Consider the following 22,436-nt stretch of genomic DNA (forward strand, 5'->3'; position numbering starts at 1 on the left):
ATCCTGTCATCACTTTAAAGGATAATTGATATTAAAATCAACTTAAACGATATTTTTTTTAAAGCGGTCGTCATTGCGAGGTAACGAAGCAATCTCTTCCAATTAAGTCATTTCATAAATTCGATTGCTTCAATCGATAAAAAATCGATTGAAGCAATGACGGAAAAAATTCTGATAGTAGCATTATAACAATGCTTTTCTCTGTAGCAATAATTATTGTTTATTTGGTACAACATTGTCGTCGGCTTGCCAAATTTCAATCTTTCCACTTAAATTAAATTTTGCATTTGAGCCTTTAATTTTTGAGCCATTATTATTTGTAAGCAACAAGTTTTTAGCGGTACCATTTTTTGTTTTATCATTATAAATGATTTCGTCAGCATCAATAGTAATTTCTTTAAAGGACAATTTCGCCTTTCCATATAAAGATATAACAGATTTATCTTTACTAAACCGAACCGAATCTTGTGCTGAATAACTAATTTGCTCTTTACCTAATTCTTCTTGCTTCAAATTATAAGAGCCAAAAGATTTTCTTAACCTATCTTTCGAAGAATCGAAGGTTTTATATGTACCATCCTTTAGATTAAATTCTATTCTTTCTGATTTAACATCTTTATCTCCGCTTAAGAAATCGGCCTTAAATGCAATTATTGTATGATTCTCATTATTTAAAATTGCAGAATCGGCTTTTAATTTATCGGCTCCAATTTCGAAAACTACATCATTTAATATTATTATTTTCTCTTGAATATCAGAAAATACCCTGCTGGAAGAAATAATTTTCGGCTTGATTATTTTTTTTGGTCTTGTGGTATCTAATTTTACGCTTACAGGTTTTTTAATGTCATTTGCAAAATCATTTTTCGATTTCTTGATAGAAGAAGTCACCTTTTCGCTAACAATTTCTTTACCTGATTTTTCTTGATTTAAGAACGATATCTTATTAGCATAAACAATCTGAATAGAGAAAACCCAGACTAAACAAAACACGATTGGCACTGCCAGCAAATAAATTAATTTTTTCATGTCTTTAGATTTAGAATTAAACAACATTTTTATTCTTTCCTTAATTGGGCTTTTAACAAAATTGTGCATAAGCGGCATTTCATTTTTAAGCACAGCAAGTCTGAGTAATAAGTTAGCATAAGCGCTGTTTCCAAAACTTTGAGAAGCTGCTGCATCTGCTTCATATTCGTGTGTTTGTTCTAAGGCTTTATCAAACAAGTAAACTATTGGATTAAACTACAACAAAGCCTTTGCAATCATCATGATTAATTTATCTATGGAATGGTATTGCTCCGCATGAACTTGTTCATGTTTTAATAAAACCTGCAAATCGGTTTCGCTGAGGTTAGTTTCATCTATAAAAACGTAATTAAAAAATGAGCAATTGGTGAAGCCGCTCGTTTTGGAAATAATCTTCAATCCGCTATAGAGTCTTGAATTTGCCCTGGTAAATTTTATTAATTGATAAACCCGATAAAAGCCAAAACAGACTATTGTTAATGCTGTAATCCAGTATGCAAATGGAACAATTAATAACCAGTCGAAAGTGCTTTCAACAGGCATTTCTTTTACTTCAATTGTGTTAGTTTTTATTGCATCAGAAAAATTAACTGCAATTGGCGATGGCTGTATAATTTGCTTCAGCTCGATTACTTTCTCAATTTTAAACTGCAAAGCAGGAATACTAAAACTTAAAAACAATGCACTTAGCAAGTAAAGGCGGCTTAGTTTAAAAAATGTGAGTTTTCTTAAAACCAATAAATAGAAAGCAAAAAATAAAGCTATACCTGCACTAACTTCGATTAAATATATTAGTGGTTCCATATTTAGCGATTAAGACTTTGTAAACTTCACGTAACCATCCAATATCAAATTGCTGATTCTTCTTAAATTGGCTTCATCGCTAACATAAGCTAAGCTTTTTTCGCTGCTAATGTTACCCAATTCTACTACCAAAGCCGGAACTTTTGATTCTCTCAAAAGCAATAAGTTGGCATTTTTTAATGAATCACGAACTTCGATACCTTGCAACTTATTTAAGCTTTGCAAAACATTTGCACCCAGTTGTTCTGCATGCTTAATATTAGGATTTAATTTAGAAACAAAAACTTCGATGCCTTCGAAAGCAACCTTCGTGTTTGCTCTAGGTATACTGTTGTGGTGTATTGAAATAAACGCAGTTGCTTTTTCATCCGGCAATCTATCTCTTAAAGGAATAAACTTATCTTTATCTCTGGTTAGTATAACTTTTATATTTCTTTTCTCTGCTTCCTCTTTTAGAATTTTGGCAGCTTTTAAGTTAAGGTCTTTCTCCTTAATGCCCGACTCGCTTTTAGACGCACCATCTTCTCCGCCATGCCCTGCATCAATCACTAAAATTAAGTCAAGGTTCAGTGTTAACTGCTTAAGTTCTGTATTAATATCAAGCTTTTCAATGGGTTTTTCAATACCTAAATCAGTATTAATCGTTGAGGTGAGTTCATTTTTATTGATGAAATCAACAGTATTTTGTTTTATACTTTCAACAACGAAAACACTATCAGCAACCGTAATTTGGGGTAAAATTGATACGCTAATCTTTGATTGATTAACCTGCTTTTGAACATCTTTAGCAACAATTACCTTGGTGGTAATAATGTCTCTTTCACTTACAAAAGCAAAACAACAAAATGAAATAATTGGCACCGCTATTAAATAGCTAAATCTTTGCAAATTCGAATTTGGTTTTTTGTACATCATCTTAATTCTATTTTTTAAAGGAAGTTTACTAAAACTGTTAATTAAATTGTTTGATGGCATTGCTAATTGCAAAAGCAAAGAAGCATACTGAGTTTTATCTACCGAATCAGCCGTTTCTTCATCTGCTAAAAATTCGTGATTATTATAAATTTCACTTCGCCAGAAATAAATTATCGGATTTAGCCACAATACGCATGCAACTGCATTTACAATCAGTTTATCAAAAACATGAACCTGATTAACGTGTACAGATTCATGTTTAATCACTAATTCCCGTTCCACATCTGATAAAGAAGAATCAATAATTATGCGGTTGAAAAAGGAACAGTTCTTAATTTTTGATTCAGATTGTACGATAGTAACCGAATCCTGTTTTGAGATGGTAAATTTTTTCAAGATTCGTTTTATGTAACCCATCAAAAATAGATTTCGAATAAGTAGCACAGCAATAACCAAATAGTATGCATATTCGAAAATCTGTAGCCAATCCAAATTATCAAACGCAGAATGCCCACCAACAAAATCCCGCTCAAAAACATCATCGCTACTGTAACCAATTTTTTGATCGGTAGCCGATTGATGAACAATAACTTGCTTTTGATGTTCAATAGTTAATGCCGGAATTATAAAACTTATAAAAAGCATAGAAACCAGATAAATTCGGTTAAGCTTAAAGAATGTGAGCTTGCTGAGCAACAATTTATAAGCCCCGAAAAATATTAAAATACAGGCCGAAACTTTTAGCAGATAAAGTAAAATCATGACTTAGAATTTTCGTTAATAATCTTTTTGATTTCTTCAATATCCTTTTCACTTAATCGCTCCTCTTTTACCATAAAGGATAGTAAACTTGCAGGCGAATTATCAAAATAGCCCGAAAACATTTTAGAAAAAGTTGTCTTTGCGTATTCTTCTTTAGTAATCGCCGGAAAGTATTCGTAGGTTTTGCCGTAAGCCCTATAGTTTACATAACCCTTTTTCTCCAGCAAACGAACAATGGATGAAATGGTATTGTAAGGAGGTTTTGGTTCATCATCCAGTTCATCAATAATATCCTTAACAAATGCCTTTTGCAGTTTCCATAAAACCTGCATAATTCGTTCTTCTGTTTTGGTTAACTCTTCCATAACTCAAACTTATAACTTATTTTACAGTTATACAACTATAAAATAAGTTATTTAACGTATAAATCAGTTTTAAATCGCAAATAACTTATTATCAGTTAAATAAATTATTTTGAAAATGAAAGATTGATAATGCTTGGAGGCCGATAGTCCCGCCATTTGCTATAGCCCTCGTAAAAACTCGGGGCTGCCGCTGCTGTCGGGTTTAAGATTAAGGGCAATTGCAAGACTTTACGAATAGAAGAATTTTTTCATTAGATATTGTAATAATTTTCATTCTAACTGGGTTTTCATGATGCGTTTAGGGCTTTAGCTGCAAAACGTTAATTATAAACCCGACAGCAGCGAAAATACTTTTTGATTGCAGCAACCCTGAATAGGCTGTCATGCTGAGGCACGAAGCATCTGCAACCGATGAAACAGATGCTTCGTACCTCAGCATGACAGCAGTTGAAAAAGATTGCAGCGAATGGCGGGACTGGAACCTCTCGAAGAACTACAGAACATACATTTTCATATAATTGATTGAGGATATTTTTGCCCAATCTTGAAGCGTTATTTAGTAGGCTTGACTTTTAAAAAACCAGATAGAAACCTACTTACTCAAGCCTGCCAATGCATTAATGGTTAAGGCAACAATTACAGTATTAAAAATGAAAGAGATTATACTGTGCAACAACGCAAGCCTGCGGATTTTTCGTGAGGAAATTTCGACATCAGAAACCTGGAAAGTCATGCCGATAACAAAGGAGAAATAGGCGAAATCGATGAAGTCGGGTGCATCATCATTGGGAAAATCCAAACCGCCCTGTTTTGTATCACTATCACCATAAAATAAATGTGCATAACGCATAGCAAAAGTTGTATGAACCAATGCCCAGGATAGAAACATTCCGGAAATGGCAATCACCAAATCGAGTGTTTTGATATTTTGATTCAGCAGCACCAGGATTACCGCCAGCATCCCGGCAAATGTAGAAACCAATACAATCGCAAAGATTTCGCCACGGGTTTCGTCTTGCTTTTTGGCTTTTAAATGCGTTTCAGAAACTGAAGTGTTGAAAAACATAAACCAATGGAGCGTTATCAGTACGATACAAAATACATCCCAACCCAACATAACATGGGTTAAACTTTCCATCTTTAGAAATAGAGAACCAAAGTATGCTACTATTCCAGCAATCAAACTCAATAGTAAAATATACAAAGCCGAAACTTTTTGAATGCCCGTTAACTTTGGTTCAGTTTTCATTAAACTACTGGTTAAATTTCAGTTTAAAATGCTCCTTTGCCTGCCCTTTCTTAAAATAAACCAACCCAATCCAAAATAAATCTATGGTAACGGTTACATCAGGGTGGTTTTTAATTTCAGTCCAGGCTTCCTTCATGCCCTTGCTCCAATAAATATCATCAAAAATCAGCAATGAATTTTCAGTTACTTTAGGCAAACACCATTTAAAATAATTAAGTGTGGCATCTTTTCGGTGGTTTCCATCAATGTACACGAAATCCAAAGTTGGTTGATTTTCAATAATATCTGGCAAAATCAAATCGAAATTACCTACATGTAATTCGATATTATTTAAGTCTAAATCTTTAAAATTATTACTCGCCACGCCTGCTGTTTGCGGACAACCCTCAATAGTTATAATCTGAGCATCGGGATTTGCAGCCGATAAATACGCAGAAGTAATGCCCAAACAAGTACCCAATTCTATAGCCGTTTTTGGCTGTGTATTTTGCGCAAGGCGATAAATCAACTTGGCCAAACGCGGACTTTTAAGTGCATTTTTTGCAATCTGACTAACTTTTTTTATGCGATTTTTATTTAAATGCGAACCTGCACCGAGGTCTGTAACGGTGATTTCTGTATCGTCATTAAAAAGTTTTTTTCGTTGCGCTTCAATATTTTTATATTCAGGTTTGTCGCTAAAATCGTAAATTACCTCGTCGGCTAACTTATAAACGAACGGTGAATGTGTTCCATGGCGGGTTTTAGCCGTTAAACGGTGCTTTAAATAATCGGTAATAAATTGAATTATCATATATTGCAAAAGTAATTAAACGCCGCAAACCAATGTATGTTTTATGGAAAATAACGCAGAGATAAGTGCTTTAGTAAAATTACTTGATGATCCGGATGAGGAAGTTTTTCATCATGTAGAAAACAAACTTTTAGAGTATGGCGGAGAAGTAATTCATTTTCTTGAAAATGCCTGGGAACAATCCTTTGATGGCTTAATGCAAGAGCGTATCGAAAACATTGTTCACCAAATACAATTCAATACCGTAAAAGAAGATTTAAACCTATGGTACCTTAGCGGTGCATTCGATTTATTGCAGGGTGCTTTAATTATAAACCGTTATCAATATCCGGATTTAGATGAGCAGAAAGTGATTAACCAGTTAGAAGAAATTAAACGTGAAATCTGGATTGGTTTGCAATACGAGATGAGTTCGGTTGAAAAGGTTAAGCTCATTAACCATGTTTTATACCAGCAATATGGCTTTGGCGGCAATACAAAAAATCACCACGATCCGCAAAACTCTTACTTGAATCAAGTATTAGAAAGTAAAAAAGGCAATCAAATATCATTAGCGATTATTTATTCTACAATTGCACAGAAACTGGATATGCCGATTTATGGTATTAATTTGCCGCAGCATTTTATATTAGGCTTTATTGATGAAAGCAAACAAGAAAATACCGAGTACGGTGTACTTTTCTACATTAATGCTTTCAACCGGGGTAATATTTTTGGTAAGCACGATGTCGACCAATTTCTGCGTCAGCTGAATTTAGAATCAATGCCAGAGTATTACCGCCCTTGCAGCAATACAGATATTATCAGACGAGTGCTTAGAAATCTTATTTCCGCTTACGAAAACGCAGGTGCTACTGAAAAGGTTGCCGAGTTAAATCAATTACAAAGTATTATTAAAGACGAAAATAAAACCGACTAAAACTACAATAGCAGATGATAAAAAACGTACTAAAACCTGCCATCTTAATTATTATTTGCATCCTTTTCGCCTATAATCTTAAGGCGCAAAAAGCGACCAAGCCAAACGTTATCGCTTATTATACAGGCAATGGAACAGTAATTGATAGTTTTCCGATAGAAAAGATTAGTCATTTGATTTATAGCTTTGCCCACCTTAAGGGCGATAGTATTAATATCCATTCGGCAAAAGATTCAGCACTCATTGCCCAAATGGTAGGTTTGAAAAAACGAAATCCAGATTTAAAAGTGATGATTGCTTTAGGTGGCTGGGGCGGTTGCGCACCTTGTTCTGAAGTTTTCAGCAGAGATAATGGACGAAAAACATTTGCCAAAACCACGAAATCGCTATTAGATTATTTTAAAGCCGACGGTATTGATTTAGATTGGGAATATCCTGCGGTTGTTGGGCATCCGGGGCATCAATACATGGAAGCTGACAAGCAGAACTTCACAGCGTTGATTAAAGAATTACGCAAAAGCCTTGGCAAAAAAGCAGAAATTAGTTTTGCCGCAGGTGGAACAAAAAATTGTATAGATTCTTGCTTCGAGTGGGATAAAGTTATGCCTTTGGTTAATCGCGTTAATTTGATGAGTTACGATTTAGTAAGTGGTTATGCAACGGTTAGCGGTCACCATACACCATTATATTCTACTCCGCAGCAGCAACTTTCAGCAGACTTTGGTGTTAAAGCCATGCTAGCCTATGGTGTGCCAGCAAATAAAATTGCTTTGGGCGCAGCTTTTTACGCCAGAATATTTCAAAATACCACCGATGCAAATAATGGGCTCTACCAGCCAACCAAATTCTTGAGTGGCATTGCTTCAAAATCTTTCAAAACCGAGTTTACGGCAGAAAAGGGTTATAAATATTTTTGGGATGATGTTGCCAAAGCACCATACTACTACAATGCCGAAACCAAAAGGCTAGCTACTTTTGATGATGCAAAATCTATCGCTTTAAAAACAAAGTACGTTATCAATCAAAAGCTAAATGGTATTATGTTTTGGGAGTTAACTGAAGATTCTTATGCTAACGGATTATTAGATGAGATAGATAAAGCAATAAAACCTTAATACAACTCATATTTTAAATATCCAAAAAAGCGCCAATAATGGTCGCCAGTTAAACATAAAAACACCTTAAGGCTTAATTTTAAAACTTTCCTTCACATTAACCAATCCATTGTTGCTAATTCCCTGAACAATAATGACGAAATCATCCGCAATGTCTCCGGCCTTAAAACGGACAGGAACTTCTCCGGCTGCATTTGTGGTTAAGCCCGAGTGCCAATATAAAGTAGAATGGTACTGCAAACCCCCATCATCTTCAACAGCCATATAATATTCTTTGCCGCTGTTGATGCCTTTTATGGCAATGCCCATCTTTTCATTTTCAGTAAGGCAACCCGTGTACCAAACTCTATCTACTCTAAAATATGCCCCATCTAGATCAGTACGAATCATGTAAGGTCTATTTCGTATTGGTTTCAACCTTTGAGATAGTGGTGTTCCCGGATAATTAAAGTAGCCAAGCGCATCTTGATAACTAACGTAATCCCCACACTCATTAGCGCCTTTTTCTCCTAAACTTCCAAATATTCGTTCCTTATTTACTTTGATTTCCACATCTTTTAAAGCAATTACATTTTGAAGATTCTTTAATATTGAGTTTTCATTATTGTTAGATAAACTTTCAAATATGGAAGGTTTTAGTTTTTTTGCAAGTGTATCCGTAATCGAATCAAAGGCATCATACATTTTAAAATCGTAATTATTTCTAGCAATACCTACCCTTAAAAAGACATTATTATTTCGTTCTACCAAGACATCATCATTGCTCAAATCAAATAAACCATCTGCTTTAGTCGCAATAATTCCGGTTTTTATGCTTCCAAATGAAACTAAATCAACTGCTTTTTTAAGTGGCTTCCGTCCGTTTAAAACCATTCCGCTGATAATCGGATAATCCTGTATCAACACAGAATCGCTATTTAGCGCATTAAGTTCATCTTGCTTATATCTTCGCCAACCTTTTATCATCAGAACATCTTCCAGGTAATCCTTATCCAAAAGTCCATCACCGGAAAGACTTGCAGGAAGCGCTTCAAAATGATTATTCAAGTAAAAAGAGTTTTCAATATTGGCCGTTCTTGCTCCAACTCTATTTTGCTGTACAACGGCAACTGAAACAATTGCTGATGCAGCTTGCCCAAGTTTATTAGAAAGTTTAAGATTTATCTTAATCGAATCCCTTTTGCCGAAGTCTCTTTGCGCTATATCAAGTTTAGCCGATAAAGCTTTGCTATTGTAATGCGCAAAAAACAATCTTTCGGCAAGTGGCTTACCATAATCATCTAAAATGGTTATCGTTGTTAAACCTTTTGGCAAAGCCGATAATGAAACTTTAAAAACCTTGGCAGATGCGTTTGATTCGCCTTTTAGCAACACGTAATCACCTAAATCATTATGCAACATAATTTGAATCGGCCTTGCCTGTTTTGAAGATAAAACAAACTTCAAACTATCGTTAACAAGTGCTTTTGAGAGGTGAATGGTTATACCAATATGATTAGAAGCATCCGGAAGTTTAAAAATTAAATTTTCTGGCACATGTACACCGGGAAACAATTTTACGCTGTAGCTTGCTCCATCTTCCGGATGGATGGTAAAAGAACCTAAACCTGTGCTATTGGTCGAAACTTCAAACAAAGGCTCATTGCCCTTCATCAACATTCCCTTTAAAGCGAGCGCCAAACCATCTGCTGTTTTGGCTTCCCACCCTACACGCGATGGTAAGCCATTTACAAGCGCCCCACCTTCTGGATAAAAACTTACATTCGGGCTTTGTATAATTGTAGATGGAAGTAACCTGGAATGATATTGCACTTCTCCATCAACATTAACGCTCAGCAATAAATTTGTTCGCGGTTTAAGTAAATGCCCAGGAATGGTTATCGTAGCTTGATTTTTCTCCAGCTTTATTGATTTTGGGAAATTATCCCCTACCTGGTAACTTACTGTTGTTATTGCCTTACGGTTTGCCTCAATGCCGCTAACCTTAACCAAGGCACGAATTGCTCCATTTTTGGCAACTGTATCTAAAAAAGTAAGCGTACTATTAAACGTTTGCTGGCTAATGTTCAGCACTTTTATGAAAGTTTTAAACTGTGCGATTGGCTGTCTTTTGGCATTTAAAACATTGGTATAAGCCATTAATTGGTAGTTTCCTGGCGGAATAGAATCTGGCAGTTGTACAAAACCCGAGCTTAAACCATCAGTTATTATAAATTTCTGTGCAGCCTGAACGTTCTTAGTTTGCTCGTTAATTAAAGCAACATTTAAAACTTTATGTTCTGCAATTGGATTTGGCGTATTAAGCAGATAAGCACTAAACCATATCTTTTCATTATTCGTGTAAATGCCCTTATCGTGATGAATATATAGAAAGGCTGTTGAATTGAGTTTTCGGAACTGGTTTAGGTTTTGGTGTAACTCGCTCTGCGACCACGATGTTAAAAAGCTATGAAAAAATAAATAAATCAGGATAATCTTTTTCATAGAGCGGGGCGATATCAGATTAGCAATCAAACCATTGTAATATCGTAAATCATCCTTAAGAAACTAACTTCATAGTTTTATTGTTACAGTAAACTGATGTCTCGTGTAATAAAACCCATCTGGTTTATTGTTCGCTTTTTCAGCAGCCACTTCAACCTAAAACAACAATCAAGACTCCGTTTGGCATAATGCCGCAACAGACCGACGAAAATCTTATGTAAATCGTAATTTATGGATTTTAGGCATAAGCGAACGCCTGTACGAGAATACGGAGGACAGAACTTTGGTATTTACGGTCTAAAGGCCTGGTTTTCATAAAGGGTTTATTGATCTTTCGGAACAGCTAAACTAGACTTAGGGATTTTTTGAGTTTAAGGATAAAAATAAACGCATCAAACGAAAAAAGTCTCCAACTTTTAGTTGAAGACTTTTGTGATCCCGCTGGGATTCGAACCCAGGACCACTACATTAAAAGTGTAATGCTCTACCAGCTGAGCTACGGAATCGCTCCTGTTTTAAGGAGGTGCAAATATAGAGATTATAACCATTCGTGCAAAATTTATTTTAAATAAATATTAAGCGAAGATTAAACCTGCTGCAAATCAAAAACTTAAAATTATAAATTAGCCAAACACTAAGGTTGCTGCAAACAAAACGCATAACCATATTACGAAAACCAATGCATACACTGGTTGCACATTAAACCGCTTTTGCTTTATAGCAGCTATAGTAAAGACGTTATATAAAAACTCGAAGAATAACTGTATCATAAGTATTTAAGGTTTATTTTAAAGATAAATATTTTTTAGCGCAATTAAAAAGTTACCATGCAAATGATGTCTTAAGTTGGCATTAAATTATATTTGTTTGGCACTACAGCATATACTGCAAAGCCTCAACCAACCTAAACCAAATCATTTATTTACTGTTTATGACCAGAAAATTTTACTTTCTAGCCTTATTTGCGTCCGCATATATTCCAGCGAGGGTAAGCGCACAAAACACTCCAGTCAATGCCAGGCAACAAATTGCCGCTCCGGCCACAAATATTGCAACCTTTACTAAAGATTTTAAAAAACAGGAAGGTTACTTCAACTATTACTATGATGAAAAAACCGGCAAATTGTTTCTGGAAATCAATCAGTTTGATAAAGATTTCCTTTATTTTAATTCCTTAACGGATGGCGCTGGCCGAAATGCCGAACGTGGGGGCGCATCTACCAACGTTGCCCGCTTTATTAAAGTTGGTCCGAAGGTTTTTCTTTTAGAGCCAAATCTTGCTTACCGTGCCGGGAATAATAATCCCGATGAGATTAAAACGATTGAGGGTTCTTTTGCCAAATCTGTTATTTGGGGATTTGCGCCAGTAGCAAGCGAGGGAGATAAAGTACTAATCGATTTAACGCCATTTATCATACGGGATAGTCAGAATATCGGCGGCATTATTGGAGCACCAGCTTCATCAGGTGGAGCGGGCGGCAGAGGTGCGGCAACCGGCGGTGGAACTTATCGTATAGATGAGAGCCGTTCTGCAATTTATTTGCCTAATACACGCAACTTTCCTAAGAATACGGAATTTGAAGCCATGGTAACTTTGACTGGTGGCGCACCAACAGGTAGAGGTAATATTGCACCAGATGCAAATGCGGTTACCGTTAGGATGCATCAATCTTTCGTAGAATTACCCGAAGCGGGTTTTAACCAACGTAAATTCGATCCACGTTCCAGCTACCAGTTATTCAGTTATACTGATTTTTCTGCACCGATGAGCGAATCTTTGGTTAAGCGTTTCACCAGAAGACATCGCCTGGAGAAAAAAGATCCATCTGCCAAAGTTAGTGAAGCGGTTAAACCAATTGTGTATTATATCGACAGGGGCGCTCCTGCTCCAATAAAAAAAGCCTTGATTGAAGGTGGTGTATTTTGGAATGAGGCATTTGAGGCTGCCGGTTTTAAAAATGCGTTCCAAGTTAAAGAATTACCTGAAGGTGCTGATCCGATGGATATTCGTTACAATGTTGTGAATTGGATAACTCGTGCGGGTAGTCCGAGGGCTTTCTCTTATGGTTCATCCTACAGCGACCCACGCACAGGAGAAATTATAAAAGGTGTAGTAACTTTAGGTTCCGACCGCCATCGTCAGGATTATTTAATTGCAGAAGGTTTATTGCAACCTTATACCGATGGAAAAGCCGTAAGCAAACAAATGGAAGAGATGGCTTTGGCCAGAATCAGGCAGTTATCGGCGCATGAAATTGGGCACACACTAGGTTTAAACCATAACTTTGCGGCTAGTCCGAAAGAAAGGGCCTCCGTTATGGATTATCCTTTTCCAAGGATTAAGCAAAAAGCCGATGGCAGCATCGATTTATCTGATGCGTATGCAAAAGGCATCGGTAGTTGGGATAAACGAGCCATTATGTGGGGGTATAGTGTATTTCCGAAAGGCGCAAATGAAAATGCTGAATTAGACAAAATAATGAATGAGACCTTGAAGCAAGGTTTTCAATATATCCCCGATATTGGTGGTTACACCCATCCGGCAGCAAACCAGTGGGAAGATGGCGAAAACCCAATTACTGAACTTAACCGTTTGATGAAAATCAGAAGGCAGGTTCTGGATAATTTCTCAGAGAAAGCAATTATTCAGGATGCACCAATGGCGACTTTAGAGGAAGTGCTGGTTCCAATTTATTTATTGCACCGCTATGAAATTGAGGCGGTGGCTAAATCAATAGGCGGACTCTACTTTACCCATGCGGTTAAAAACGACGGGCAAAAGCCAACCACAATGGTTGATCCTGCGCAGCAGTGGAGTGCATTTGATGCGTTGATGGCTACGGTTAGTCCGGAGGCGCTAGCCTTACCCGAGCGCCTGATTCAGAAAATTCCGCCACGCCCTTCGGGTTATCCGGCTTCGGCAGAAACTTTTAGCGGTTATACTGGTCCAACGTTTGATCCGATTGCAACTGCCGAGGCAGCAGCAAATGAAACCATATCTTCAATATTAAATCCCGAACGTGCTTCACGCTTGGTAGAATATAATTCGAGGGATTCGGAACAGCCGGGCTTAATTGCTGTAATAGAAAAGCTCATTAACAAAACCTGGAAAGCAGAACCAGTTTCAGGCTACAAAGGTCAACTCCAGGTTATGGTTAACAACCTCACCCTAAAATATCTACTTCAATTGGCCGCAAACAGCCGTGCTGCTGAAAGTGTTCGTGGAGAGGCGCTACTGGAGGTTACAGAGTTAAAATCATGGATGAATAGCAGACTGGCAAATGCTCAGCCTAAGCAAAAGGCTAATCTACTTTATGGCCTGTCGCAGATTAAAGAATTTGAAGAGTCTCCTGCAAAATTTCAACCCGCACCAGCACAGGTAATGCCTCCAGGTGCACCAATAGGTATGGGTGGAATGGATTTTCTCGAAGATTGGAAATAACAAGATTGTGCTGGTTTAAATAGCCAGTATCAACTTAGGTTTAACCCCTGATGAATTATAATTTATCAGGGGTTTTTATTTGTACAAGGCTTACCTATTCAGCATAAAATCAATAAGTAAAAAAGCTTTAAAATAAATGTTCGCCTTCGCACGCTATTGTTCGAAATCAAACACCAAAACAAAAACCAAATACCTATCAATCAATAAGTTAAATTACGAAAAATAATTTGGCACGTACTTCGCAATTGTGGTTTCATTAGTATTAAAAAATCGAGCACAATTTAAAAAAAGTCCAAATGAAAACAATTTTAAAAAAAAACATCATCCCCACATTAGGTATATTTTTATGTCTTATTTTAACAGAACCAAATGCCCTTAATGCACAGAAAATACCCGTAGATAAACCGGTTAAACTCTCATCGTTTAACAGAATTGTAGTTAACGGAAATGTTGAGGTCTTGCTTGTGCAACGTCCTAACGTTGGCATCAACTATCAGGAAGATAGCGAATATAAGGCCACTGTAACGCAGCAAGGCGAAAAGCTCTGCATCAAAGGTCCAAATAACGGGCTAGTGGCAAAGGTTATCGTTTACATTAATAATATCTACAGAATTGAAGCTTTTGATTCGAGTTTGATAAAAGCAGACAGTAGGCTGAATTTTAAGCTGTTTCAGATTGTATCAAAGGATAATGCCAAGGTTGACATAGACGTAAGTACAGAAGGATTATATACTGACATATCTGATAAATCTACACTAATCATTCGTGGAGAAACAGACCAGCATACATTGATTACCAAGGGAACCCCAAAATTGTTGTTTAATAATTTTGTTGTTCGAAAACTTGATTCTCGCATCAAGCCAGAGGATGCACTTGTTAGAAACAAATAGAATTGAGACAAGCAAAGACGCAGACTATTTCTAAATTAGAAACAGATTTATGCAGCATCAATTAAAGCCTTAGCTTTGCTGCATACAAAACATAAAATGTCTAAAACAAAACTTACAATTAATAATAATGGCTCTGTGAAAATAGAGGGCGATTTTGAAATCGTTGATAGAAATGGGAACGAATATGGCTTGCAAGGTAGAACTGTTCTATCTATCTGCAGATGTGGTTTATCAAAAAACAAACCCTTTTGTGATGGTGCACACAACGGCCATTTTGAGCACGAGGCTGTAGCATTCGACCTTCCGCCTAAAAAAGTATAATTGAAAGCCTTATACATAAAAAAAGCATCGTAATCGATGCTTTTTTTGTGTTACTATATTTTGGGTTAATTTGTTAAAGGTAAAGCGAAAAAGAAGGTGCTACCAGATGATTTATTATTTTCAAACCATATTCTACCACCGTGTTCTTCAACAATTTGTTTGGAGATAGATAAGCCCAATCCAAATGATTCTTCATTGGCCGTTCCCAAACGTTGCTTATTAGAAGAATTATTAAAGATATCCTGACTAATTATACTCGGTATACCCACGCCCTGATCTTCCACGCTGATTACAACCTCATTGTTGACCTGATTTAAACCAATGTTTATATTTGAGTTTTCAAAACTGAACTTTATTGCATTTGAAACCAGGTTAATGATAACTCTACGGATTTTTTCCTTGTTTACAAATAACTGAATTGGATTTCCCTGGAGTGTTATTTTCTGCGACTTTTCTGCAGCCTGAAAATTTAGAAGATGTGTACAGGCATTCAAAATTTCATATAAATCACTTCTTTCTTTAGCCAACTGAAGTTGTGTTTCACTACTTAATAATTCATTAACTAATAAAGCGGCACTTGTACCCGAATCTTCAATAAGCGTTAGTAGTTTTTCATCTTCACTACCTTTTTCACATGCTATTTGCAATAATTGAGATGCAGATATTATACCCGATATTGGTCCGCGTAGATCATGTACAATTGCTTTAGCTTTGTTAATGTGAGCTTTTTGAAGTTGTTCTAATAACTCACAGTTATTTTGCAATTCGACATAGCTGTTAGCCAACTCATTAGTATGGCGATAATATTGTTGCAACTTTTGCATTTTACGAACATGTAGATGTATCGCAAATACAATAAAAATAACTGATGCTATTGATATAAGGTTTTGGGATTCTAATAACGTATTCATGGGATAATTAAAAACAGCTAAGGATGAACAAATACTCGTTTTTTTATGCTGCAAAGAAAGATGATAAATAGAAATTACGGTAGAAATTACCATACGCAGAAACACTCAACACACTAAAAACACTAGAAAACAGCCATTTAACCCTAATTATGGTAACACAAATAGAACAACTGAAAATTATCAATAAAAAAGAAAGCCGCCTGGAAAATCCAAACGACTTATCTCTACATTAAACAAAAACTACTTTTTTACTATAGAGAATACTGTTCTTCTGTTAAGCTGGTGCTGTGCTTCAGTACAAGTTATACCGTTGGCACATTTATTTAAAAGCCTACTTTCTCCATAACCTTTTGCGGTAATTCTATTTTTATCAATACCACGATTGATAATGTATTGAACTGCAGCTTTCGCTCTGCTGTCCGAAAGTTTTTGATTATACGAATCATAACCACGACTATCGGTATGTGAGCTTAATTCAATCCAAATTGTTGGGTTATCTTCTAAAACCTTAACCAACTTATTTAATTCTACAGCGGCATCTGGCCTGATGTTAGATTTATTAAAATCATACCAGCCACATGATCCGTTAAAGGAGCTGCATCTGTTGTACGTACTAATCTAACTCTAGAGTGAAGAAATCCCTTGTTATTACTTTCTAGCTCTAACAGTGCATTTTTGCTAGGCAAATTTCCGGCTGAAACCGTTCCGTCTTTAACTTTTTGCTGAGCATAGGATACGGTAGTGCCGACAAGGATTGTTAAAAAACTTAACAGTAAGTGTTTTTTCATATAATCGTTATTCTAATAGATAGTGTTAATTGTAAATCTGGACTTTGGCTGTAACGAGTAAATTTTTTACAGACCAAACAAAATTTCAACATTTTGTAAATTAAAACTTACAAAATTCACTAATATGTTCCAAAAACTGAACCAATGAGAAAATATGCGCTTATATGCGTAACCAGTAACATTTAGCGTGTCTAAATGAAATAAATGAGGAAGATATTCCCCAACGACAGATTTACTAACCCCAAAATTCCCGAGTTCTTAAGGAGGGCAGAATGATAGAGCACTTCATTATAATTGATAAAACCATAATATACAAGGATATAAATTATGACTTATGTAATTTGAAATGAGCTAGTGAAAGTAATTTCTCTGATTAATTCAAATGCTTTAGGTGAAAAGCAAGAGGTGAGCCAAAATTTAAGGAGAAAGTTGAGAAGAAAACTGATGCATATGATATGCTTCATTAATTTAGGAATTTTAGCAAAAAGAAACCCCTTCTTGAGAAAGGGGTTTCTTGTAAATTTCGTTAAGCAGCATCATAGATAATAACCTTTTCAAATAATGCTCTGAATTCATCTAAAAAAGCTTTATGAATATCATGAACCTGATAAACATCGTGAGCAGCAAGATTTTCAAAAAACAGCACTAAGCTAAACGTATAGGTTGTATCAACCACAGCTCTTTCAATTGGTGCAGGCGTTCCAATATGAATGTTATTTACGACTTCAATATTCTTCAAAGATTCTAAGCCATTTTTAAAAGCTTCTTTTTGTGCTGTAGTTGTATCGGCTTTGAGCCAGAATAATACGTGGTGTGCTATCATTATATAATTATTTTTTTAGCGAAGATAATCATTGCTTGTTTAGAAGCGCAAACCAATACGATTGATACACCCAAACCTTTATATCTATTAATTGTTTTTAAGTAGCTAATTCAAATATCTATGGCAAAAAAGAAAGATAAAAAAGGAAAGAAATCAACGAAAAAGGGTAAAAAGAAAAAAAACAAGCTTGGCGTCAAAAATTCGCTTGTAAATAATATTAATGCCCGAAAAAAGAAAGGTATTTCCCGTTCTAAAAAGAAATCAAAAATAGGCAAAAAAGCTTATAAGAAAATGAAGAAAAACTGGAAGAAATAAGCATTGAGATTTATAATGATAATTTAGATTATCTTTGTTGAAAATAAAATCGATGGCAGTATTACATAGAAAAGAAGAAAAAATACAGGCAGTACTGGGTAGACTTCCTAAGAAATATACTGATGAGCAATTTGTTGAGATGTTCATCAAACTTTACTCGAAAGACTGGGGCAAAATTAAATCGGCTTATATTAAACAATCTCAGGATAAAGAACCCGGCTCAATTATCAACATGCCTAAGCCTGAAATTTATTTAAAACAGGTGCTTGCAATTTATTTACAACAGAAAGATGAGCCAAAAACATCAAAAGTTGTAGCTGAGATACCTGTTGAAGAAAAAACAGTAAAAGAAGAAAAGGTTAAAAAAACGACTAAAACAAAGGCAGAAGCATCAACTGAGCAAAAGCCAAAGGCTGCTGTTAAAAAAACTTTAACAAAAAAATAAAAATATTTTAATGAGAATATAATAAATAGACATTTTAGGTGTTTATATATTTGAGAGCGTTAATTTAGATGACGGGGATAGGTCGGTATGATTTATCCCCGTTCTTTTTTAGAACTTTTTTTAGATTGATGAAATAAAAAAAGCCGCTAATTACTTAGCGACTTACAATCAAACTAGCCTAACCTTAAGCTTACTTATCAATCATTTTATAATATCTAACATAATCAACCTCCATACTTTGGGGCCAAATTGAAGAATCAATGCCTTGAGCACCACCCCAATCGCCACCAACGGCAACGTTTAAAAGTAAATGAAATTTCTTATCGAATGGCCAAACCTTGTAACCGGTACCTTCATTAATAAATTCAAAAACCTGTACACCGTCAAAAAAACCTCTGATTGCATAAGGGGTCCAATCTACCCGATAGGTATGAAAAGCTGTACTTACGCCCTCAATTTTTTTGGTACTGCTTTTTTGTGTGTTGATTTTAAAATAATAAGCTTCTGTATGTGTGGTGAAATGCACATTATCCTGATCGTAACCAACATGCTCCATTATATCAATTTCGCCAGATTTAGGCCAATCTCCATATGTTCTATCAGTTGGCAACATCCAAATTGCTGGCCATGTACCCTTACCCATCGGTAATTTTGCCTTTATTTCAAACCGTCCGTACAAAGCATCAAGCTTCCCTCTCGTTACCATTCTGGCTGAAGTGTAACCCATACCGCCCATATTTTCCTTTTTTGCAGTAATGGTTAAAATGCCATTTGCAACGCTTGCATTATTGGTCGTATTGGTGTAAAACTGCAACTCGTTATTACCCCAACCACTTCCTCCGGTATCATAATCCCAATTGGAAGATAATGGTGCGCCCGTATTTGAAAACTCATCGCTCCAGCTCGGCGAAGTTTCGAAACTCCAGTTTTTATCGACAGGAAGTGTTACAACGGGTGGAACATAAACAGGATCATCGGTACCTCCAGTACCTTTTGAACATCCGGCTATGCCGAAAGTTAAAGTTACCAATGTTACAAAAATCACATTCTTAAAGTACTTCATGGGATTAATTATGTTAAAATTTAAAGCAGTTCGAAATTATTTCCGAACTGCTAATATTTGCTTATTTGAATTCGAAATCATCGATATAAAATATACCCGGATTCGGATGTCCTTCGCCGCCCAACTGAACTACAATTTTATCATACAAAGTTTGACTTGCCGAAGCTGAATAATCAAATTCTAATTGAATCCAAGTGTTATATTGTGCAGCAGTAATTGTTTTAACGATTTCGATTTGAGTTTGCCAAGCATTTCCACCAAGCAACGAATTTTGCAATTTTACAGAAACCGTTGGCGCAACTTTAGTAAAATCATTTCCTCCCGGAATGAAAACTTTGAGCCTGATTTTATTTTTTGCCGTCAAATCAAAACGATATGGCAGTGTGATATTCAAGTTACCATACTGACCATCGTTACCGCTTCTTTTTTCGTAATAACCTACTTTTGAAGATGTATTCACAGGGAATCTTGCCGGATTATCATAACTCCTGTTAAAATCCATGTTTTCAGTTACCCAAGCCATACCTGTAGCCAACTGAAAATCATCAGCTAAATTTGCCGCTTGAATTGGTTTTTGAACTGGCGGAACTACGGGTCTTACATAACCTTTTCTTATCAACTTTAAATACCAGGCATTGCCAGCATTCGATTTATCTAGGCATCTTAACCACATTTCATCAGCTGTAAGCGAAAGAATTTGATAAGAAGATACGCCTAAATAGTAGGATATAAAACCATTATTACTTAGGTTGATGTATTTTACGCCGTTAACATCGTTTAGTATCCACGTTAAGTTTGTTGGTGGGGTATAATTTACAGTCGGGTCGCTACTACCTGTTGGACCACCAATACCCGGCGCATTAGATGCATTGGCAAAGGTTGTACCATTGTTTGCATAAGTATATTTTAAAGATGATGCACCCATCGCGAAGGTCATTTCATCATCGTAAAAGCCCAATCCGGCCTTTTCATTCGGACCTGCCTGGTACCAATCAGGTGCCTGAGAAGTGACTGGCCCAACACCCAAATGTCCGGGCTGTGTTTGATCGATAACCCAAACCTTACCCGCAGCATTTGATAAACCGCCAGAAAGCAAAGTATAAGCAGGATCGCTTAACATACTGGTATTAGTTGTAGCAATGGTAATTGTTTTTGTAGTTGAAACCGAGCCACCATCTGCAAGAACAGTAAGTTTTACAGTATAGGTTCCTGCTATTGGATATGAAGATTGAACATCATTTCCATCAGCACTTGCGCCATTACCAAAATCCCAATGAGCATTAATGCCATTGTAGGCACTTTTAAATGCAACTATATTTGGATTGCTTGTCGTTGGAGCAGAAGTAAACTGAATTTGAGCTTCTGTTGGTGGGATACCAATATCTTTTGTGGTTTCAGTTTTTTTACAAGAAACCATAATGCATAATATCAAACCCAAACTAAGCAAGATTGATATTTTTATTTTGTGATTAAATAATTTCATTTCGTTGCTGATTAGTTATAACCTGGATTTTGTTTAATAATTCCTTTTGTAACTTCAATTTCATTAAGTGGAATTGGTAAGTATTCACTTTTACCAGCTTTGTAGCCTTGTGAACCCAAAACTGCTACTGCCCTACCTGTTCTAACTAAATCGAAAAATCGGTGACCTTCTGTAGCCAATTCTAATCGACGTTCGGCATATACATTATCAAGTGTAGCCGGGATAGAGGCTAAACCAACCCTTGCCCTTACTGCATCCAATAATTCTTTAGCTCTGGTTGCACTACCGCCACTTCTTAACAAAGCTTCTGCCTGCATTAAGTAGGTATCCGCAAGGCGGATTTCGATTTCATTTATTGGCCAGTTCTGCTCTGCAACACCACTTGCCGAACGGAATGCTTTTAATGGTGCATATTTTTTAATGAAATAATCTGTATTTTGATAACGACCATTGTAAGTTGCTCCTCCCGCTTTTAATGCTGCTCCATCAATAATTGTTGCTGCAAAGCGAGGGTCATTCTTCATAACATTTACCAAATCAAGCGTTACCGGACAAAAGCCCCATCCACTTGAATAAGTATCGCCATTGTAACTATCCATACCGATAAATTGTGTACCAACATTACCTTCGCCACCATTTATATAGCCCCAATCAGACCAAGCTGCGTTATTAGAATGTGGAATTTCTAAAATTGACTCTGAATTAAACTTATTTGCCGGATTAAATACATCAGCAAAGTTTGGCAATAAAGCATATCCATAGGCATTACCAACACGGTTAACATCTTCCAAAAGCGTAGCTGCTTCGGTAAGTTTGGCATTATCATTTTGATAAATTAGAACCTTAGCCAATTGTGCTTTCCCTGCTCCTTGAGATATTCTACCTTTTTCGGCACTAGAAATAACATTTGGTAAACCTGGTACTGCCTCTCTTAAATCCTTTTCGATTTGAGCATAAATTTGAGCAGGTGTAGATTGTGTTTGTGCGTAAAGCTCACTGGTTTCTAAAACCTTTGTGATTAATGGCACATTACCAAACCATCTTACCAAATCGAAGTAGAAATAAGCTCTTAAAAACTTCACCTCAGCTGTTACTCTGGTTTTGAAAGCTGCGCTTAGCGTAGTTGCTTTATCTATCTTACTTAAAATAAGATTTGCTCTGTTAATTCCACTAAAGTTTTTATTCCATAAACCAACTTGCGGACCAACTGTAGAGTTCATATTAAAATTATCATAAGCCACCCAATTTGGTTGATCGGACGCATTACTGCCGCCTGCGAAACAATCATCAGATGCGGCACTTAAAAGTGGCATTTTCATTGTATAGCCACCAGTTGTACCCCATTGTGTTACATCGTAAACCGCAATTACACCTTGCATTACTTCAACTTCATTTTTATAAAAATTATCTTCTAAAGCGGTTCCTCTAGGTGTAAGCTCCAGGTATTCCTTTTTACACGATACAAAAATTAGCATTAAGGCAACTATTGCCATTACGCTTTTTAATTTCTTATTGTTCAT

Annotated in this window: 22 protein-coding genes and 1 tRNA gene; 8 read left to right on the top strand and 15 right to left on the bottom strand. The window is 36.1% G+C overall.

All coding sequences use genetic code 11. The annotated features are described in order from the left end of the window. Positions 1 to 213 precede the first annotated feature (213 nt). The 4 genes from R2Q16_RS13490 to R2Q16_RS13505 are packed head-to-tail and all read right to left on the bottom strand — an operon-like array spanning position 214 to position 3,875. Positions 214 to 1,227, bottom strand: coding sequence for an LptA/OstA family protein (locus R2Q16_RS13490; RefSeq protein ID WP_316737715.1), 1,014 nt, complete (start codon positions 1,225 to 1,227; stop codon positions 214 to 216). A gap of 18 nt (positions 1,228 to 1,245) precedes the next feature. Continuing rightward, positions 1,246 to 1,833, bottom strand: a complete 588-nt coding sequence (locus tag R2Q16_RS13495; RefSeq protein WP_316737717.1) for a hypothetical protein — start codon at positions 1,831 to 1,833, stop codon at positions 1,246 to 1,248. Positions 1,834 to 1,842: 9 nt separating this feature from the next. Further along, positions 1,843 to 3,510 (bottom strand): N-acetylmuramoyl-L-alanine amidase, encoded by a 1,668-nt coding sequence (locus R2Q16_RS13500; RefSeq protein WP_316737719.1) that lies wholly within the window; start codon positions 3,508 to 3,510, stop codon positions 1,843 to 1,845. Then, the gene (locus tag R2Q16_RS13505) at positions 3,507 to 3,875 is read right to left on the bottom strand and encodes a BlaI/MecI/CopY family transcriptional regulator (RefSeq protein WP_316737720.1); all 369 of its coding nucleotides are present in this window, start codon (positions 3,873 to 3,875) and stop codon (positions 3,507 to 3,509) included. The genes R2Q16_RS13500 and R2Q16_RS13505 overlap by 4 nt, the downstream gene beginning before the upstream one ends. 383 nt (positions 3,876 to 4,258) lie before the next feature. Here R2Q16_RS13505 and R2Q16_RS13510 point away from each other — a divergent pair, with 383 nt between their 5' ends. Then, positions 4,259 to 4,393, top strand: a complete 135-nt coding sequence (locus tag R2Q16_RS13510; RefSeq protein ID WP_316737721.1) for a hypothetical protein — start codon at positions 4,259 to 4,261, stop codon at positions 4,391 to 4,393. Positions 4,394 to 4,467: 74 nt separating this feature from the next. Here R2Q16_RS13510 and R2Q16_RS13515 read toward each other — a convergent pair whose 3' ends face one another. Together R2Q16_RS13515 and R2Q16_RS13520 are read right to left on the bottom strand one after the other, a co-directional pair. Beyond that, on the bottom strand, positions 4,468 to 5,124 hold the full coding sequence (locus tag R2Q16_RS13515; protein WP_316737722.1) for a DUF1345 domain-containing protein: 657 nt from the start codon (positions 5,122 to 5,124) through the stop codon (positions 4,468 to 4,470). Between the two features lie 4 nt (positions 5,125 to 5,128). Then, positions 5,129 to 5,917, bottom strand: a complete 789-nt coding sequence (locus R2Q16_RS13520; RefSeq protein ID WP_316737723.1) for a class I SAM-dependent methyltransferase — start codon at positions 5,915 to 5,917, stop codon at positions 5,129 to 5,131. Between the two features lie 43 nt (positions 5,918 to 5,960). Between R2Q16_RS13520 and R2Q16_RS13525 the strand changes: the two genes are divergently transcribed. Beyond that, on the top strand, positions 5,961 to 6,836 hold the full coding sequence (locus tag R2Q16_RS13525) for a transglutaminase-like domain-containing protein (protein ID WP_316737724.1): 876 nt from the start codon (positions 5,961 to 5,963) through the stop codon (positions 6,834 to 6,836). 14 nt (positions 6,837 to 6,850) lie between these two features. Next, complete coding sequence (locus R2Q16_RS13530; protein ID WP_316737725.1) at positions 6,851 to 7,951, top strand: glycoside hydrolase family 18 protein; 1,101 nt, start codon at positions 6,851 to 6,853, stop codon at positions 7,949 to 7,951. 66 nt (positions 7,952 to 8,017) lie between these two features. On the opposite strand, the gene R2Q16_RS13535 is transcribed toward R2Q16_RS13530, so the two are convergent. Both R2Q16_RS13535 and R2Q16_RS13540 read right to left on the bottom strand, forming a co-directional pair. After that, entirely contained in the window at positions 8,018 to 10,435 is a 2,418-nt protein-coding gene (locus R2Q16_RS13535; protein WP_316737726.1) for a hypothetical protein, read from the bottom strand. 433 nt (positions 10,436 to 10,868) lie between these two features. Continuing rightward, a tRNA-Lys gene (locus R2Q16_RS13540) sits at positions 10,869 to 10,941 on the bottom strand. Between the two features lie 425 nt (positions 10,942 to 11,366). Between R2Q16_RS13540 and R2Q16_RS13545 the strand changes: the two genes are divergently transcribed. The 3 genes from R2Q16_RS13545 to R2Q16_RS13555 all read left to right on the top strand — a co-directional run bounded on the left by R2Q16_RS13545 (position 11,367) and on the right by R2Q16_RS13555 (position 15,088). Then, complete coding sequence (locus tag R2Q16_RS13545) at positions 11,367 to 13,877, top strand: zinc-dependent metalloprotease (protein ID WP_316737728.1); 2,511 nt, start codon at positions 11,367 to 11,369, stop codon at positions 13,875 to 13,877. 296 nt (positions 13,878 to 14,173) lie between these two features. Continuing rightward, positions 14,174 to 14,767 carry a GIN domain-containing protein gene (locus R2Q16_RS13550; protein ID WP_316737730.1) on the top strand — a complete coding sequence of 198 codons (594 nt, stop codon included), beginning with the start codon at positions 14,174 to 14,176 and terminating at the stop codon, positions 14,765 to 14,767. 96 nt (positions 14,768 to 14,863) lie between these two features. Further along, positions 14,864 to 15,088: a CDGSH iron-sulfur domain-containing protein gene (locus R2Q16_RS13555; protein ID WP_316737732.1), complete on the top strand. Its 225-nt coding sequence runs from the start codon at positions 14,864 to 14,866 to the stop codon at positions 15,086 to 15,088. Between the two features lie 65 nt (positions 15,089 to 15,153). Here R2Q16_RS13555 and R2Q16_RS13560 read toward each other — a convergent pair whose 3' ends face one another. From R2Q16_RS13560 to R2Q16_RS13575, 4 genes are all read right to left on the bottom strand, one after another. Beyond that, a complete protein-coding gene (locus tag R2Q16_RS13560) occupies positions 15,154 to 15,999 on the bottom strand; it encodes a HAMP domain-containing sensor histidine kinase (RefSeq protein ID WP_316737733.1) in 846 nt (281 codons plus the stop codon). A gap of 240 nt (positions 16,000 to 16,239) precedes the next feature. After that, positions 16,240 to 16,515 (bottom strand): OmpA family protein, encoded by a 276-nt coding sequence (locus R2Q16_RS13565; RefSeq protein WP_316737735.1) that lies wholly within the window; start codon positions 16,513 to 16,515, stop codon positions 16,240 to 16,242. 11 nt (positions 16,516 to 16,526) lie between these two features. Further along, entirely contained in the window at positions 16,527 to 16,787 is a 261-nt protein-coding gene (locus tag R2Q16_RS13570; protein WP_316737737.1) for a hypothetical protein, read from the bottom strand. A gap of 526 nt (positions 16,788 to 17,313) precedes the next feature. Beyond that, the gene (locus R2Q16_RS13575) at positions 17,314 to 17,610 is read right to left on the bottom strand and encodes a Dabb family protein (protein ID WP_316737739.1); all 297 of its coding nucleotides are present in this window, start codon (positions 17,608 to 17,610) and stop codon (positions 17,314 to 17,316) included. A 120-nt stretch (positions 17,611 to 17,730) separates the two neighbouring features. On the opposite strand from R2Q16_RS13575, the gene R2Q16_RS13580 reads away from it, so the two are divergent. Continuing rightward, positions 17,731 to 17,925: a hypothetical protein gene (locus R2Q16_RS13580; protein ID WP_316737740.1), complete on the top strand. Its 195-nt coding sequence runs from the start codon at positions 17,731 to 17,733 to the stop codon at positions 17,923 to 17,925. A 52-nt stretch (positions 17,926 to 17,977) separates the two neighbouring features. Beyond that, positions 17,978 to 18,370: a hypothetical protein gene (locus tag R2Q16_RS13585; protein WP_316737741.1), complete on the top strand. Its 393-nt coding sequence runs from the start codon at positions 17,978 to 17,980 to the stop codon at positions 18,368 to 18,370. A 190-nt stretch (positions 18,371 to 18,560) separates the two neighbouring features. Here R2Q16_RS13585 and R2Q16_RS13590 read toward each other — a convergent pair whose 3' ends face one another. The 3 genes from R2Q16_RS13590 to R2Q16_RS13600 form a co-directional block, all read right to left on the bottom strand. After that, positions 18,561 to 19,433, bottom strand: coding sequence for a glycoside hydrolase family 16 protein (locus R2Q16_RS13590; RefSeq protein ID WP_316737742.1), 873 nt, complete (start codon positions 19,431 to 19,433; stop codon positions 18,561 to 18,563). A 61-nt stretch (positions 19,434 to 19,494) separates the two neighbouring features. Further along, entirely contained in the window at positions 19,495 to 20,916 is a 1,422-nt protein-coding gene (locus R2Q16_RS13595) for a PKD domain-containing protein (RefSeq protein WP_316737743.1), read from the bottom strand. 11 nt (positions 20,917 to 20,927) lie between these two features. Beyond that, on the bottom strand, positions 20,928 to 22,436 hold the full coding sequence (locus R2Q16_RS13600; protein WP_316737745.1) for a RagB/SusD family nutrient uptake outer membrane protein: 1,509 nt from the start codon (positions 22,434 to 22,436) through the stop codon (positions 20,928 to 20,930).

Source organism: Pedobacter aquatilis (genome assembly GCF_032678425.1).
Taxonomy (GTDB): Bacteria; Bacteroidota; Bacteroidia; order Sphingobacteriales; family Sphingobacteriaceae; genus Pedobacter; species Pedobacter aquatilis_B.